This window comes from Noviherbaspirillum album (genome assembly GCF_035916955.1).
Classification (GTDB): Bacteria; Pseudomonadota; Gammaproteobacteria; order Burkholderiales; family Burkholderiaceae_D; genus Noviherbaspirillum; species Noviherbaspirillum album.
In genome coordinates this window covers 151030-167614 of record NZ_JAWIIV010000002.1, presented here as the reverse complement: position 1 = coordinate 167614, position 16585 = coordinate 151030, and the positions used below count along the sequence as shown (strand labels likewise).

General features: G+C 57.1%; 14 protein-coding genes. All 14 read right to left on the bottom strand.

Annotated features, from left to right (window positions below; translation table 11 throughout):
• Positions 1-60 precede the first annotated feature (60 nt).
• The gene (gene traF / locus RY831_RS03590; RefSeq protein ID WP_326504965.1) at positions 61-1014 is read right to left on the bottom strand and encodes a conjugal transfer protein TraF; all 954 of its coding nucleotides are present in this window, start codon (positions 1012-1014) and stop codon (positions 61-63) included.
• Positions 1014-5087, bottom strand: a complete 4074-nt coding sequence (gene traN, locus RY831_RS03585; RefSeq protein ID WP_326504964.1) for a conjugal transfer protein TraN — start codon at positions 5085-5087, stop codon at positions 1014-1016. Before traN ends, traF begins: the two co-directional genes overlap by 1 nt.
• Complete coding sequence (locus RY831_RS03580) at positions 5088-5951, bottom strand: tetratricopeptide repeat protein (RefSeq protein WP_326504963.1); 864 nt, start codon at positions 5949-5951, stop codon at positions 5088-5090.
• A 101-nt stretch (positions 5952-6052) separates the two neighbouring features.
• Positions 6053-7201, bottom strand: coding sequence for a TraU family protein (locus RY831_RS03575; protein ID WP_326504962.1), 1149 nt, complete (start codon positions 7199-7201; stop codon positions 6053-6055).
• Positions 7198-8328, bottom strand: coding sequence for a TrbC family F-type conjugative pilus assembly protein (locus RY831_RS03570; protein ID WP_326504961.1), 1131 nt, complete (start codon positions 8326-8328; stop codon positions 7198-7200). Before RY831_RS03570 ends, RY831_RS03575 begins: the two co-directional genes overlap by 4 nt.
• Positions 8303-8833, bottom strand: a complete 531-nt coding sequence (gene lepB, locus RY831_RS03565; protein WP_326504960.1) for a signal peptidase I — start codon at positions 8831-8833, stop codon at positions 8303-8305. Before lepB ends, RY831_RS03570 begins: the two co-directional genes overlap by 26 nt.
• Positions 8811-9275 carry a hypothetical protein gene (locus RY831_RS03560; protein WP_326504959.1) on the bottom strand — a complete coding sequence of 155 codons (465 nt, stop codon included), beginning with the start codon at positions 9273-9275 and terminating at the stop codon, positions 8811-8813. The genes lepB and RY831_RS03560 overlap by 23 nt, the downstream gene beginning before the upstream one ends.
• A gap of 11 nt (positions 9276-9286) precedes the next feature.
• On the bottom strand, positions 9287-9790 hold the full coding sequence (locus tag RY831_RS03555) for a FlgO family outer membrane protein (RefSeq protein WP_326504958.1): 504 nt from the start codon (positions 9788-9790) through the stop codon (positions 9287-9289).
• Positions 9790-12237, bottom strand: coding sequence for a type IV secretion system protein TraC (gene traC, locus RY831_RS03550; protein WP_326504957.1), 2448 nt, complete (start codon positions 12235-12237; stop codon positions 9790-9792). Before traC ends, RY831_RS03555 begins: the two co-directional genes overlap by 1 nt.
• Before the next feature lie 12 nt (positions 12238-12249).
• Positions 12250-12552 (bottom strand): TraA family conjugative transfer protein, encoded by a 303-nt coding sequence (gene traA / locus RY831_RS03545; protein WP_326504956.1) that lies wholly within the window; start codon positions 12550-12552, stop codon positions 12250-12252.
• A gap of 257 nt (positions 12553-12809) precedes the next feature.
• Entirely contained in the window at positions 12810-13436 is a 627-nt protein-coding gene (traV, locus tag RY831_RS03540) for a type IV conjugative transfer system lipoprotein TraV (RefSeq protein WP_326504955.1), read from the bottom strand.
• 8 nt (positions 13437-13444) lie between these two features.
• The gene (locus tag RY831_RS03535) at positions 13445-14767 is read right to left on the bottom strand and encodes a TraB/VirB10 family protein (protein WP_326504954.1); all 1323 of its coding nucleotides are present in this window, start codon (positions 14765-14767) and stop codon (positions 13445-13447) included.
• Entirely contained in the window at positions 14757-15914 is a 1158-nt protein-coding gene (locus RY831_RS03530) for a TraK domain-containing protein (RefSeq protein ID WP_326504953.1), read from the bottom strand. The genes RY831_RS03535 and RY831_RS03530 overlap by 11 nt, the downstream gene beginning before the upstream one ends.
• The gene (locus RY831_RS03525) at positions 15914-16585 is read right to left on the bottom strand and encodes a TraE/TraK family type IV conjugative transfer system protein (RefSeq protein ID WP_326505180.1); all 672 of its coding nucleotides are present in this window, start codon (positions 16583-16585) and stop codon (positions 15914-15916) included. Before RY831_RS03525 ends, RY831_RS03530 begins: the two co-directional genes overlap by 1 nt.

The following is a 16585-nucleotide window of genomic DNA, read 5'->3' as shown; positions in this document are numbered from 1 at the left end:
CTGGCCAAGACTGCAAGCGCTACACTTCGTGCAAATAGTCGTTTCACTTTCACTGTCCTTTCAATACTTGGTCTTCAGGCGGGTCTGCAGGTATTCCACCCACGCCTTAGGATCGTCGCGCAATGCTTTCGCTTCTTCGCTATTCATGTCTTCAGGGTCCAGGACGCCCTTCGAGTAAACATCGATCTGTCGCGAAATCTCGGACGGAAGAAGCTTCTGTGTTGCAGCTACCGTCAGCAACCGCTCGTCAGCCGCCGAGTCCGATAGGACGCCTTGGGAAATCACGAGGAATGTCTTGGGCGGGACCGCAAGTACCAGCGTCGGAGTGATCGTCAGATTGAGTGTCTTGAATTGCCCTTGGTCGCGGACGACGGGCACCTTGAGTTCCGGCAGCGTCTTTCCATCCAAGGTGATCGCCTTGACTTCGAACCCATAGGTCTGTGCGAGGTGGTTCACCGTACTGACCTGCATGGAGCAGAACGAGCACTTTGAGTCAAAGAAGAACCACAATCCCGCCTTACCTGCGAGATGCTTCAGCCCTTCCTTCTTGGCATCGTTTTGCAGGCGCGTGATGCTCGCTCTTGCAGCCGTCGCGAAGGGATAGTTATTGTTTTCGTCAAGGTAAGGATCGGACGTTACGACTTGCTTGGCGACCGTGGCGAACTTATCCGCCTTGTCGAGCATGATGCGCTGCGCGTAATAGTAGTTGCGGACATTTTCCGGGGTGGGATCGTCAATGGCGATATCACGCAGCTTGTCCAGGTTCTCGCGAATCCACTTCACAGAAAAAGCCGAGAGTTTCTCTTCCTTCGGCTTCTCCGGCTCCTTCGCCGGCGGGGTCTCCTTCTTCTCAGGCTCAGGAGCGGGAGTAGGCAACGGCTTGACCTGTGCCTCCCGCGGGTCCTTGTACCAGAACCAGCCCTCCTCCTTGCCACCAAAGAAACCATTGTTGGTTTTCTGTGCCGAGGCAACAGTGCAGCATGCCAGAAGCGCCACTAACAGAATCTTCCTCATCACTGCGCCTCCTGACCACTCGGATAAATACAACCAGCTTGACCGGCCTGTGGCTGACTCCAGAGGACGCGCACACGGGCGAAACCCTCACCGGCGCCACCCGTCCAAACCCGCGTATTGGTTGTGATCGTACCGCCGCGCTTGAAGATGTGCGAAACGTCGATCGGGCCGCCAGGGTCATTGGACGGCGCACGGTCGCACTTGCCGCCGGCCGTCTTCTCTCCAAAGCACGATCCGTAGTTCAGCTCGCACACCGGAGGCGGGTTTGCGAATTGTGGCGATTGGTAGGCGACATCGCCGCCGATGGTGACCTGCAGATGGTCATCCCATTGCGCCTCCATCAGGTACGCTGCCTGTATGTATTCAGGCTTGTCCACCGCGATGTCGAAATACTGGTCATGACCGATACTGCAATGGTCGAAGATATAGTTGTCACCGACCTTGCCCATGTAGACGTCAATACAACCCTCGCCGCAGGACTGAACGACGCCATTCCCGCCAATCGCACGGACAACGTCTTCCTGCCGGACCGTCGGCTGATACCAAGCCATCTCTTTCGCATTCCCAAAACATACCGGTTGCCGCGCCAGGTCGTTGCGTCGCTGTGTGTAGGTTTCCACCATCGGCTGATAGCGGTTAATCGTCTGTTGCTGGATGTTGATCTCACCGGTCGGCATGGGCGAACCTGTGGCAAGTGCTGCACGGGAGGAGTTGAGCCCCCACATCGTATCGGCCTTGTTCGTACTGTTCGGGACCAGACCGGCATCCTGCAACAGCGCGAGCCATTCCGATGGATCGAACTTATTCCAGTCGAATGCCGCGATTTGTGCCGGGGTGAATCCCCCGCAGCGTGGATTTTTTGCATCACCATAGTCGCCAGCGATTTCGGGCGACTTCTGGCGGATCTGCTCGGCGACCATACGGGCCAGCGGAGTCTTGTAGCAGCAATAGCTCTCGCGCGTCTCGATGCAGCCGGTCCCAAATGCCTTGGCGGCGCAATAGCTTCCAACATAGTGGCAGTTGCCTTGCTTTTTCTGGGTGCCCAGCTCCAGTTCGGTTTTCTCGCACTTAAAAACGATATGGCCGATGATTTTCGCAATGGAGTAGACCATGAAGGCGGTCTGCATTGCCTCCAAGGCTTGCATCGCACTCTCGCCTGCTTCGGTGAGAGCGTAGCTAGCCGCCTCACCCTCACCGACCTGTGTTATCAGGGTGTCAGCGAACTCGGTCAATCCGTTTTCAGACAGGAAGTTGTAGTAACTGCTCATCTGCGCCTGGCTCAACCCGCCGTTCACCGTAACCGAATCAAGAGAGAATTCCTTTGCGACATTAGTAGTTGTAGCGTTCGTGACGTCGTAGCCGAAGGTCTTCGCTACCGTAGAAGCAGAGTCCATCATGAAATTCTTCGTGGCTGCGATTCCTCCGTCGATCGCATTCTGTATCGTGCCCGCGCCCGAATATACGGTTTGTGAAAATCCATTCAACCCCGGCACCTTGGACAGCGCCTGCATCATCATCTTGTCGCTGGCCAGTTTGTAGCTGTACATGACCAATTGCGCATACTTGATCGCATTGGGAGCTTCGGCAGCCGCCTTGTCGCTCTCCTTGCAGCAATCCGGAGTAATGCCGATTTGATTGCCAACTGGAATCTTGCAGGTCAGGTTTGTACCGTTGAACACGATCGGTGTGCAGATATCGGATGTATTGGTCGGCTTGGCCCCGGTCTCGGCGCAGACGAGATCGCGTGCCGCCATATCAACGACGTTCGCCGAGGCGACCGCCCGGCCGAAATCATGATTGACCTCGCCTTTGGGGTTATGGCACTCCGTTCCCATACACCGAACAGGACTTCCACAGCTTTGCGCATAGGACACGCCACCGGGCACCGTGACTTCCTTTTCTGTCCCGCAGTCGTAGACGACGGTCTTGTTATAGCAGGTCCCCGAGAACAGGCCGGCGGCGCCGTCCGTGCAGGTATTCGTCGAGACAAGGCGGCATTGCGGATTCCCGAACAGGTTTTTCTCGGGCGAAGCGCAGTCGTCTTTGTACATCGGACCTTCATTGAAATTCGTGGCCAGCCCTTCACCTGTCGCGCTTCCGCACTGCTTGTTGCCGTTTGCGTCCGTATAACAGTTGAGATTGCCTTTATAGCCACTTTCGCAATTCATCTTGTTGCCAGTGGCGGCCCAGCAGAGCTTGGGAAGGAACTCCTTTGCCCCGCCGCCTATGACGCCATTGCCCGTCTTACCGCCCGCCTGCGCACTGTCAGTGACTCCCCACGGTTTTAGGAGGTCCGCAATGCCAGCCGCCGCGCCGCTGCCCTCGCAGAATTCCACGCCGTTGAGGGTCGTGCATGGTCCGCGGTAGTCGGTGCATTGCATCTGCGCGGTGCAAAACCCATCGGCCGCAGTCGCCAGATAGGTGTCGCAGCCTGCAATTTGGTTATTCATGACCTGATACAACTGCGCATTGAGTCGCAACTGGGAAGCTCCGGAAACGCTTGCCGTTCCCACGATCTTCCAATTGTCCATCTTGCTCCCCAAGCTGCTGACGGTCGACGACACCGCACCATCGGACAGGGCAGTCACGGCGTAAGGGAAATACTCATTTGCGGCGACAGAAAAGGGAGTTAGATCGTATTTGATGTAATAGCCGTTACTGTCCGGCGTGGACTCCCATGCGCGCGCGCCCCCGAACGTCTGGACGTTGATATCGACCGCGCCGGAATACACTGCAGGCTTATCTTGCGTTGTATAGATAATATTTCCTTGCGCATCCTTGGCAGGCTGACCTGTCATCGGATCGATCAATGCAACCTGAACCTTCTGGAAAAAGCTTGCAGTCAACACGGTCGATGTTTGGAGATATACAAAGCCGACGTTGCGCGAGCCGTTACAGGTATGTGGCATCTCCACCAGTGGCATCGAGCACGTCTGAATCTTCTGCTCGCGAACTTTCACCGTATTGGTGGTGAAATTGACTGACTGTGAGCATCCGGTGAAAAGCTCCGTAAATACCGAATCAGTTCCGTTGAGTACCTGACTTCCGCGATTGACGATCGCTGCAACGTCGGCATTGGTTTCGTCGTACTCGACCGCCGATGCGGCTGCCAGGAGGGTCCCCATCGCCGCATTCTTGTGAGATTTCGATGCCTGAAACACATCAAGAACGCCTAACGCCGGTGGACCACAGAAATTGATCCCGCTGACGACGCAACTCGGCGGGTCGGCCGGGCAGCCCGACGGCGGCTGAGGTGTATAGGTCCGTTTAACCCGATAGAGATCTGCAGTGACTTTGATGACGGAGCCAGGTTGCGCATAGACTAGCGATTCCGTCGCATAGCCATTCGCCCTATTGCCGAAGTCGACGACAACAGGCGCTCCGGCAGCACCATGAATCTGGTGATTGAATGTGAAGTGGCTTCCGTCATTTGGCACCGTGTAGGGCGTCGCGTCATAGCGAAGAACCACGCCCGGCGTGCCGACCACGGCATTGCTGATGACCTGGTCGAATGTACGGGCGTGTCCGATGGTCGGATACTTCACCCGCACCACGCCAGTGTAGGTAGTGTCCACAGCCTCGCTCTTCTGAACCGTGCCGTTGGACAGCGCTGTAAGCGTCACCTTGATTGGAGTGATGGTGAGCACCTGCGCCGAGCGGGCGTACTGGAAGCTCGTGTTCGGACAGCCACGCTCCTGCATATCACGCCGGCTTTGGCGAGTGATGTCGTTCAGTTGGTCCGGCTTCGAGTAGGCGTTCTGGAGAACTTGCTGCGCTTCCGTTATATTCCCGCCAAGTCCGAAGTCCTGAAGGTTGATCTTGCCGCCCGTTTTACCGAAGTCGGAAGCAGACTGCGGGTCAACGTGCTGATCTACCACCGCTGTATTGCGGAACGATCCTACCTGCTGCTGCAGTATCCCCGCGCCAAGCTGCTGGCCTTCGTTAGCCTGTTTCACTACCGGATCAACGAAGGCGGCTGCCGTCTGGGCGGCGGCAACGGCCCCCTGCCATTCGAATACCAACGGCATCCAGACCTGCAGCACGGCCAGGAGATATGCAAGCAAGCGTTTCATCTAGCGGATCCTCTCGATCATCCCAAGGTAGTCAATGGGAGGAGCTTTCGGATGGGCAGATATCCACAGATCCGCCATCCGCCTTGCCGATGCCAGCTCCTGGTCGCTGAGCGCCGCCAGATATTCGGCAGATCGGCTGTTGTGGGCTGAGGATTGCGATGCGGTCACGAAGAACCATTTGCCGGCTTCGGTACGGTTGACCGGGCCAATCATCCCTTTGGCAAAGATTTCACCCATGAGGAACTGCGCGTCAGAATTCCACATATCTGCTGCGCGCTCGATATAGATCCGCGCATCCCTCTTGTTCGCGGTCCGGCCAAAGCCATGGAGGAGAAACTCGCCCATCTTGCCGATCGCAAAAGGATCTTTGCGGCGTGCTGCAGCTTCGTACCATCTGGCCGCCGCAATGTAGTTGCGCCCGTAGCTCGATTCTCCACGCTCGTAAATGCGGCCCAGCATGATCATTGCCTTCTCTATCCCGTCAGCACGATCAGCGCCGGCAGCGACGACGAAGTAACTCATTGCATCATCGACGCGCTTGCCCAGATATAGCAGCCTGCCTGCATTGAAAGCGGCCTCTTTGATTTTGTCGGCCGCGTTGCGGTAGAGATCAAACGCGGCGCGCGAGTCCTTGGCAACGCCATTCCCCGTCTCTGTCGCCACACCCAGATAGAAGAGTGCGAGCGCGTTATTCTCCTGAGCTTGCTCCTGGAGGTAACTCAGCGCCTCTGGCTTTTTACCGAGATCGTTGACAGCTGCTTCGACGCGTCCGGAGGGGCCTAACGCATTGTTGTAGGCGAAGCCAAAGGTGGGAAGTAAAAGCGCCGCGATCATCGTACGGCGCATGAAGGAATGACGGTTCATAGGCTAGGAGCGTAGCGGATCACCCACCACTTTGGATCATCGAAAAACACGTCGCCGTGGTCGTTTTCGACGATCCGCACCCCTGCTGCCTGCGCTATGCCTTAGGGCGACACTCCCACACAGCAGTCCACCCATTGCCAGAGCAGGAATACCGCATCCTCACCAGTTGCGGGCCGCATCCGGTACTCCATGGACTTCAACGTGGTTTCTCCGATCGCTGTCGTACACCGATCCGACAGGGCACTGAGGTCCGTTTCTTCTACCTGTGTACCGCCGTTGGTACTGTCTTTGGGGGGCGGCGGAGCCGTTGGTGCGCCTCCCGTCGATTGCGGAACCGGATAAAGCATCTGGAGCATGTACTGCGATTTTTTCAGGATCGGCATTTGCTGTGATCCGCACAGAGCATCATTCCCCACAGTTTGTTGGAGCATACCCAACCTCGCCAGCATTCCAAGGAACCGCGTGCTCGTAAGGAGCCACATTTCTGCCGTACTGGTCGCCGGCCGGACCACACCGCTGAACGGCACCATCGCCCCCCAACAACCAGCGGTGAGGAAGAAATCATCCTTCGCCTGACCGATGGCCGAAGTGGCAAGGCAATCAACTGGCTGGATGAGCGGCTGACCAAGGGAGACCAACAGGGACACCTCGGGGTTGAGGATCGCACCGAGCTTATCGTTGTTCCATTGCGGATAGAAAGCGGATGTCTGCGCGAAATCGAAATCCACCGTGCCGCCAGGATTGCACTTCGATGCATTGAGCATGTTCAGCATCGAAAGAAAATCCGCGTAGTAATAGTTGATATTGTAGAAACCAACCTTATGGCCAGCGTTGCCTTCGTCCTGCATGCCGCCAGTCAGGTTCACGTCTCCTCGGGTTGCATTGCTGGCCAGCTTGATCCCGCCCATCGAGGGCAGGCACCACGGTTTTCGAACCGCTTCGATGATACGAACCGGCCGCCAGTGTCCCGACGTGATGCCCACCATCGGCAGTTCACCCTTTGAGAGATTCCCACCGCAGGCACAGACAGGGCGCCGGCTGGCGTCCGGAGGTGCGATGTCCTTAAATACGTCAAATCCGGCGAGGCGGATAGGGTAAAACTGGCTCCAGCATATATTCTGGAACAAGCTTGCCCCCCATATGTTGGCGTTCGGGCAGAGCACCTTGTCGATTTCTGCCTGCGCCGCGGCCGGCGATGCAAAGAGCACGATACATAGGCTTAGCGCCATCCGTTGCAATAATTTCATCATGGCCGTGCTCTCCGCTCCGTAACCCGCATTCGGAGACCATCCTGCTGCACCAGAGATGGAGTATGTTCGATTTGCATGCGACGCTTGAACAGCGGATCAAGAACAAAAACAGGGACGTCGTATTTGGCACCCAGACGGGTATCCCAATGAACTGCTACCAGTTTCGCGTTTGGATGCTGTCTGCGCCATTGCGCGACTACCTCGTTCTCATACCGGCTTGTCGGATCGAACACAATGTATGGTTCATCCATTGCCACGTACATCAACGGGTTGATGAGGGTGCCCTCAGTTGCCAATACCTGACCATTCGGTCCCACGACATCTCTCATCAGCCGCGAGCTGACGTCGACCAGGCGTGTCCGATCAGCCGGAGCCGCCGGCAGATTGATGTGGATCTCGGTTTGGCCAGCGCGTTGCCGTGCGTTCTGTTCGATCTTTTTCCAGTCGGCCGAGTCGAATTTGGCACGCATCTGTTCGTGCATGTCAGGCTCTTTCAAACTATAGACTGGTCCGACCGGCGCCCGCGTTCTGCCGCCTTGGCCGTTTTCGATCATCGTACGCGCGCCGTCGACGGCGATCTCGCCCCACAGCCCGTACCAGCGACCGTTGTCGGCACGATGGAGGGTAAAGGGAGCGCGATCCACCCGATAACTCTGAAACAGCAATGGATCGACGAAGACATTGGCCTCGCCTTCCTTGGCCATCATGTCGCGCACCCGCTTCATCTCGCGATACATGTCCGGTGAAGACATGCCCCGCAATACGAACCCGACATCGGAACGCCCGGCCCCTTGCCGGAATAGCGCCCGCAACGATTTCTCAGGCATGCCCAATGTGATAAAGATAAGGGTGCGGAATTGCTTGTATTTCCCAGGTTTCTTGTCGGCGCCCATCGTCGCTAACGTGCTGTCACGCGTCTGCGCCGCAATCTCACCGGCGGCTTGCCGATCGTGTTGGGAGCTTCCCTGAAACGGTAAAGGCGCCTGCACTGCCCCTCGCTCAATCTGAGCCTGTTGGTCGGCAAGAAAGTTCAGGAATGCCTGATCAGATGCCGTTGCAACTGACGAGCAACTACCTATGGCAAGCGCGAAAAGGGTGAATTTAGAAAAGCGGACGAGCTGAGCCAAGAAGTTGCTCCTGTTTTACTGTTCCCCAATAGCGTCCGTCGAAAGACTCCCGCGTCGTACCAAGCATTAGATACTCACCCTTCGGCACAACATAGGTCGTATCAAGGTCTCCGGGCCTCTTCTGCAGTGACTTCAACAGCCAAAGGCGATCGTGCTCCTTGCCGTTGATGATCAACTGGTCGCCCCGGATTTCAACGTGGTCACCTGGTACTGCGCCTACCATCTTGACGAAGACGAGCCCGTCGAAACCGTGGCCGACTTTCCCGGCCCGAAACTGGATCAAATCGCCGGCCCTTATGGAAACTGGCAGTTGTTGCTTGACCAGAAACACTGACCACGGCAAGCAGCGGACCTTCTGGCCATCAATTCCAAGCCGGTACGGGAAGTCGACAAATTTGACCGCCGCGATCCATGCCAGAAAAAGGATGATGAGCGTATTGAGCACATACAGCGCACCGCGGCCGAACCGAAGGAGGAACGACCTATTTTGGAGTGTCGCTGTCATTAGGCAGATCCTTGTAGTCCAGGCGCACGTTCATCATCTTGGCTACCTGCTCGGTGAGGTCATTCTGGTCCGCCTCACTCAGGAGTACGCCTCCGTTGACCACCGTATAACCCTTTGTCTGGTAGTCACCGACGATGGTCTGAAGCATCTCGGCAAACTTCGCCCCTTCAGCGGTGCTTTCCGCGTCCGGAAGCCGGCGGGCATTCAGCTCGAGGGCTTTTGCCTCGATAAGCCGCGGCGCGTCGATGAATACTAGTTGTTGATCCCCGTGGCCGCCGCCTTTTGCGTCACGCAGAAGCCACATTGTGGTTGCGATCGACACCATGGAGGTCAACATGCATGCCACCACGAGCGCAATCAGGCCAATTGGCCGCGAGCCATTTCCCTTCGGCGCCGGATTTGGCGTCGCTGTAGAAGGCGCGTTCGTTCCCTGTTCAACCATTACCTCTGCACTCACAGCCCTGCCTCCCTGATTTTTCCTGTCAGGCAGACATCGGCGGTCGCGAGCACTTGGGAATCCGATACGCGGATCATCTTCGCGTTGAAGTAATACCGGCCCTGCATTTTTGTAACGGTCCCCGTTACGAACGCATAGGCGTTGCTGCGTGTCGCGATCTCCTTGGCCTCGCGGCTCACACTATGCTCACCGCTCTTGCTTGAGACTACGACGTTGCGGATCTTCGGCTCGGCGATCTTCACGCGATGCTGCGCCAGACGCGAGCCGAGTTGCTCGCCAACAAGGCGACCCAGCGGGCTGACTTCATTGACATCATCGAGATTCACAATACTGCCAAGAAGCACGGTCTTTTCACGGTCCTCTTTACCAATACTCTTATGCAGGGAATCCGCCAGGCTATATCCCACTTCACCCACTGATGTCGTACACGTCGCATCCGGGATGGTGACGCAGCCGGTCAGCGCGGCGCCGACGGCGGCCGCGAGCAATATCTTTTTCATTAGCCATTCCTTTCGATGAAGCGATTGATCGCATCTACGGTTGGCACTCCCCGCTCGATTGCGTCCATCACCTCGTTGCGCTCTGCCCCCTTGGTCGAGAACAGAACCTGCGTAAATCGGTCTACCACGAGTCGGACAATGCCCCAGCCCGCGCGCGTGTAAAGCATGACTTCGGAATATTTTCCGGGGACTGTATGCACCGACCGCAGCATTGTGAATCCGTAGTCACCAATTCCTACGCGCTTGCTGGCCTTCGCATCGTCGATGGATTCACCGCGCATCTGGAGCATGAACATGTGTGCCGTGTTCTCAGCGATCGCCCGGCCGCTTGCGTTCCCGTAGAGGTCATTAATGCTTTGGGTGACGACGACCGCTGCGCCGTTGTACTTACGGAAGCGGCGATAGCCAGCTTCGATAAAGCGCGATACGCCGCCGCCGTTGTCGTTCAAGAGGTCCCATGCCTCGTCGATGATGACAATCCTTGGCAGCTTGCCGCCACTGGACTCTTCAACGAACATCTCGTGCTGGATCTTTGAAATCAGCTGCAGCAACACCACCTGTTGGAGCGCTCGTTTGCTGTTCAGCTCTTCCAACTCAAGCACCACCAGGTTGCTACCGAAATTCAGGTTGTTGGTGCCGTCAAACCAGCTGCCGTAGCCGCCGTGTCGCGTGAAGGGGTAAAGCATGTCGCCCAGGCGAACCACATCTTCGTCTTTCTGATTCTTCAGATAGTCGGCGACGTCCGTTACGGTCATCATGTTAGCCTTGCGGCTCCATGTTGCCTTGATCGCCTCTTCCAGACGGCCGAGAAGGTGGTCATCCAGGGAGCCGGTAGGCGCGGCCATCTTCGCAAGAACCGCCTTCAGGACGTCGAGGTCTTCGTCAATGTCCACAACTTCCGTGAAGGGGTTGAGGCAGACCTGACTGTCTGAATTGAAAGAAATAAACTCTCCGCCAACCGCTTTGCACAGTTTGTAATACGAGCGGCCGACGTCGACGACCCATATCTTCGCCCCCTTGGACAGATAGTCCATGATCAGCGCCTGTGTAAGGAACGATTTCCCGCCGCCCGCCTCAGCGAAGATAATTCCGTTGTAGTTGGTATCGCTGTCGTAGAGGTCGAACAATACCGGTTGGCCCCGGCGAGAGAGCAGCATCATTGCCGCGCCATTTCCGGTGCCGCGCCATTCGCTGAGAATCGGCGCAAAGTTCACCGCATGCTTGACCGCCATCGTGTGGAACCGATGCGAGAGGCTGATCGATTCCTCGGACGGGAAAAGCGGCAAGGTGTTATAGAAGACCGGCCAGCAAACATACTGGTCTTCCGCCATCTCGAGGCCGAAACTGCCATAGTAGGTTCGGGTAGCGCTCATGAGCCGGCTAAGTGCTTCCTCATCGCGGGCAAATAGCGTCAAGCTGAAATTCATCTCGACGAGGACCGCGCCCTCTTCCATCGTGTGGAGCATGACGTCGAAGCCGTGCTTCTTGTATGCGAGTCTGGGCACCCAACGCAGCATTGGGCCGTAAGCTTGATAGTTGATAACCTGCGCCTTCCGGCGGATCGCCGCAGCCTTCTTCGCCTGGTCGGGATAGTGCAGGGTCAAGGTCATCATATACGGCTCGGTGATCTGGTTACCCAGTCCCCGTGGGTCTCCGATGAATTGGTTCATCATCGAGAGACGAGCGTGCTTTGGCAGCCTGCGCACCGACAGCACTCCGATATGCGTGTCGTTGGCTCTGATCGATTTCTTATCCAGTTCGACGCGATCGCCGGCGCCCATGATCTGGTCGCGCAAGAGCGCGTTCTCGTCATAGTCGCTCGTCACGGGTTCGTGCATGTGCATGATGCGCCGCAACGTCGCAAGGTACTTGCTGGCATTCGCGCGCTCAAGCCGCAGCCCAAACGTGGCCATTGACTCGGATATTTTCGAGACCAAGGCGCTGGTATCCTTCATCTCGCGTTCACGCGGGAGGTGCTCTTTGAGCGGCACCTTGATGGAAACCAGCACCGTCGTCGAGTTGCACTTGACACCGGATGCCGCCACCAGCGGCTCCTCTTTCCCAGAACGATACAACTCGCTTCGGTTGTCTACCATCGCTGACAACAAAGCTTTCTGTTCGGGCGAGAGGTAATCAAGCGAAGGAATATCGCGGGATTGTTGATAGGCATGCACGAAGTCGTCGATGTCTGGCGTGGACAGCAACGATATCTGGATGAAGGCGCCTGCCGGAATATCATTCGACAGTGCGCCCTTGAGTCGGTCAAGCGTGGTTTCGTCCAGACCTACCACCGGAAATCCGTAGAGCATTGCACCCAGATAGCCGCTGACTTTCCCCGCCCCTTCGAGGAGCATGAGGTCGTTATCCAGATCGTGGGCGAGAATCGGGAAGTCGGCTTCAATCCGCTCCCTTTTGAGCATCTCTGCAATGCGTGAACGAATTGACACGGATAGGTCCGATTAGTTGACGTAAGGGAGGGCCGCGACCACCAGGTTGTCAATGACTGTCGGACCGTAGTAGATGCCAAGACCAGAACCAATGCCGGTCACCACCGCCATGATCGATTGCTTCACAACGCCCCATGCCAGGCCAACGCCCATCGAACTCAAGGCAATGATCTTGCCCAAGGTTCCTTGAAACCAGCCCTGCAGCATCGTATAGACCGGACCAAACTCAGCATTGCCGCCAGTGCCGGCCGCCGCAGCGCCGCAGAATGCCATCAGCATGGCGAAGGTGAAGATCTGCTTATTGGTCAGGTTCATTGTTACTCTCATGGTGAATCTCCGAAGGAAAGGATTGGTCAAGCAATGGGTCGGACAAACATTTTTCGTTACGCGGTTCGTACCGGCGATGTCGGTAGCCTATCGTAGGCAACACTTGAACGGATCATCGAAAAACGCGTTCAAAACGTCGTTTTCGGCAATCCTTGCCATTTGCATCGGTCGCTATGGACGTAGTGCTCCCGCGGCAGTCCGCAAACGACTGCGTGGTGTCTTCAAGTGCATGGAAATTCGTTGCGCTATCTCGCGCCGGCGGACGGAACAAGCGAGGAAGCTGCAGCGCCAGCTGCATTCGGTGCGCCACCTTGCTGCTGCATTCCCTGAACGAGGCCGCGAGGCATCAGCATCTTGGCTTCGTTCCCGACCTCAGGCTCACCTTCTTCGGCAACCGGGCCGCGCATGTCCATTTGAAGCGGCACGAGGGGCTTGCCTGTAATTGCGGCAGCTTCGCCAAACGACCAGCGACGCGGAGTGACTTCTGTGAATACATAGCCAGGCATATGAAGGTCTTGCTTCGCGTCGATCCACGGCGCTATCCACACTCGCATTACCTTGGCCGGCTCGAGAATCGGTAGAGCTTCGCGCGGCGCATTCCGACCCGTGGAAATCTGTCCAGGTATTAGGCGATTGCCTCTCTCGGAGCGCTGACCGGCGGCCTCCTTCGAGCTTGCCTGCGCGCCTGCGGAGCCGCTCGGCTCCCCGCTGATACGGTCGGTGTTTTCGGTCATTTTGTAGACTTCAGTAGGCGATTTGCAGATCACCCCGTTCGGCATGCCGGGGCATGCATACTCCGATTTCCACCCTGTCGATCCGCATCCCGTCGCGCTCAGAACCACGGCTGCCGCCACCAATACTTTTGCCTTCATACGTGTCCTCACTTGCTGCTGAGACGCAGGCTTCCGCCTCGCGTCAGAACGATTGTCACTGGCCGCCCTGCATCGACCTCCACTACCGGCACCATTTCCTTCGCGATATCCAGATAGAACCGGGAGATCTGGTTCAGCGAGTTAGAGGCGCCGCCAAGCACGCCCGCTTCAAACGCAGTGCCGAGGTCCGGGTTTTGAGTCTGGATAGTTCCGGTCGGTGCCAAGTTCAGTCCAACCACACCCGTGGGTGTCAGGGCTTTGCCCAGTCCACTGAGAAAACCAGAGGCCAACGACTTAGCGATCATCGAGCCTTGCTTACTTACCAGGTGCCCACGCATACCGACCTTGCCGTCCTCGCCGATAACGTATCCATTGAGATTCGTCTCGATAACGCCCCCGTCTTCCCTAACGCAGCTGATGCCTTCGGTACGCAGGTTTGCTCGCTCCGTGGCCATTGAACCAAAGCCGCTGGCAATCACAAAACACTCTTTGATATCCATCCGTGCCCGATTTGGCAGGATCGCGTCATGCTTGATACGAATGAGAACCGGTGTCGGATTCTTCTGAGCTGCACCGGAGGTAGGAGCATCCAGACCATTGAGTAGGACGCCCTGCACCATCGAACCCATTGGCAGATAGACCGTCTCCGATTCGGCTGCGCGTTTCGGCGCTGTTGCCTCACTAACCACTTTCGCCGATTCCCCGCCGCCGGTCTGAGAACCTTTGCCCGTAGCATCACTGCCCTCACCCGCCCCGATCACGCGAAGCTTGCGCTCTGGTGCGGCAGGCTTCATCGGTGCAGACGGCGCCCATTCAGCTTCCGGTGCCTTGGCTGGCAACTCCGGCTCAGAACCGCTTCTTGGTATCACCGCATTCAACGGTGGCAGCTTTGCTGGCGGCGGTGCGACCGGCGCTGGCAGCGCTTTAGGCTGTGCCTGTGACTCTTCCAGCCGCTTGGTCACACTTTCCAGCTTAGCCTTGAGATCCGCCATCTCCCTGGTTGTCGAGTCATTCCCGCTCACCAGCTCGCGGATCTGCTTGAGCTGCTCCGTGACACCGGCCATATCGGTCTTACGGTCGGTTTCAACCTGCTGCACGCGCCTGGTCAATGCCGTTGAGGTGGCGGCAAGACCCTCCATGTCGGTGTTCTTCCGCTGCGGCATCATGACGGTCGTTTCAGACAACGTCTTCACCGGCTTCGGACGCGAGTTACTACGGTCCATCAGTGCAACGAAGCTACCAAAGATGAGGAATACGGAAAGTGCAGCGGTAGCCATGACCACCCGTTTGGCGGTCGGGGACGCATTCTCCCAGAACGACTTAACGCTCATCGTCGACCCCTTCCTTACCAGTCACGATGAATACCTTTGTCCCTTGCCATGGTTCAAGGCGTACAGCCGGATAGAACGCAACGGCTTTCACCCCGGTCTGGTAGAAGCTCTCCTCCGAGAGTTCAAGCGCTTCCTTCGAGGTATTGATGATGCGATAGCGGTACACGTCGAATTGCTGGCCCGAGAGCTGTTTCTCCGGCACGACGCGCAGAGGACCAATCATAGCCACGCCCGTGTCGAGATTCGTTTCGGTATAGCCCGAGATCGGCCGCTCGAGGACAACGCGGCGCATCATCTTACGGAGCATGTCTTCATATCCGCTCGGCTCTTGCTCGTCTTCTTGCGTTTTCGCCGACCGTCCTGCAGTCTTGTACCCGCCGTCGATGCTTACCAATACGGTGACGCCGGGAATCTCGCGCGGCATCAGCGTCAGCGAGATAGCCGGTGATTCAGGCCTGTCGTCACGGATGAAAATGCCGATCGGCTCGCGACCTTTGACATTGACGTACACGTCGGAGCCTACAACGGTGAAGTCCGTGTTGGAGAAGTCCACTACCTTAGGTCTTGCAAAAGGTGTCGCAATGCGATTGGGCATCATCGATGACACCGGCACCATCTCGTTGACTCCGTTCATCGCCTGAACAGCAATAGGCTTTGATGGTGCATTTGTGACACCAGTGGCGGGCGTACCGAGTCCAGGCAAGCCAGTACTCGACACTGGAGTAGCCGCCTTTGCCGGACGAAGACGGGCTGCGGGATCGACAGAAACTTGTTGCGGCAACTGGGGGTCAGTGGACTCAGGGAAGGAGGTAGAGACAGGCGCCAGCGTGGTCCGACTCTTACCTGAACCTTCAACGATCTTGACCGGACCGCCGGCGCCCGGTGTAGCGGCGCCAGTATCCGTCCTGACGTTGGACGGCGCGGCAGCGATCGGCGTCTTGACAGGCGGCAGCTTTTTGCCAGGTACAACAATAGGCTTGGCCTGTGCTTCCTTCGCCGCATCGCCTACGTCTATCGCCTTGTCCGCCTGATCCATCATCGCCTGCGCGGCCGAAGGCTTGGCTTGCTGTGTCGGCTCTGCAGCAACAGCGACCTGGAGGATGCCGGCCGCGATGAGTGCGAGGGGTAATGCATTGCGGCTAGCCATCACTGTTCTCCCTTCTTACTGTTCGCGTCCGCGGCCCGCTCCGTGGCAGACGGGCTCTGCGAAGCCAGCCATTTCGCCGTATGCGGCACGTTACCTGGATACGATGTGAACTCGGTGATTACCGGACGACCGTCACGCATTACTACTCCCATTTCATATGTCACCCACTTGAACTCAGCACGGGAGTTCTGACTGCCCGGTGAGTTTTCAAAGCTCGACGTCACGAGCTGCCCAACGATGAACACTTTTTGCTTCTTATTGGTGTCCACCTCATAAATCGCTTGATCCGGCGCGAAATAGTTGATCGCGTTCGCCTTTTGGAAGACCGGATCTTCGGAAAGCGATTTGATCTGCGCACGGATTTGCGGATAGATGGATGGGTCCAGAAAAGCGCCCATCGAATCCGCAACAAGGGTCACATTCTTCGGCGTCACATTGCCGATAAGGGTCACGACGTAAAGGCCGAAGCTTTTCAAGTAATCTGCGCTGGCGTTGTGCCACGCCACTTCGACCTTCTTATCGAGATGCGGCGGCACCAGGACGATACGCTCGCGTGAGGACAAGGCGACTCCGACACTGAACGCCAGCAACACTGTCAAGATGACGTTGGTGACGAGCAGGATCGTATTGTTGCGGACCGCCAGATCCCATGTCTTACCTAAAGCGGACAT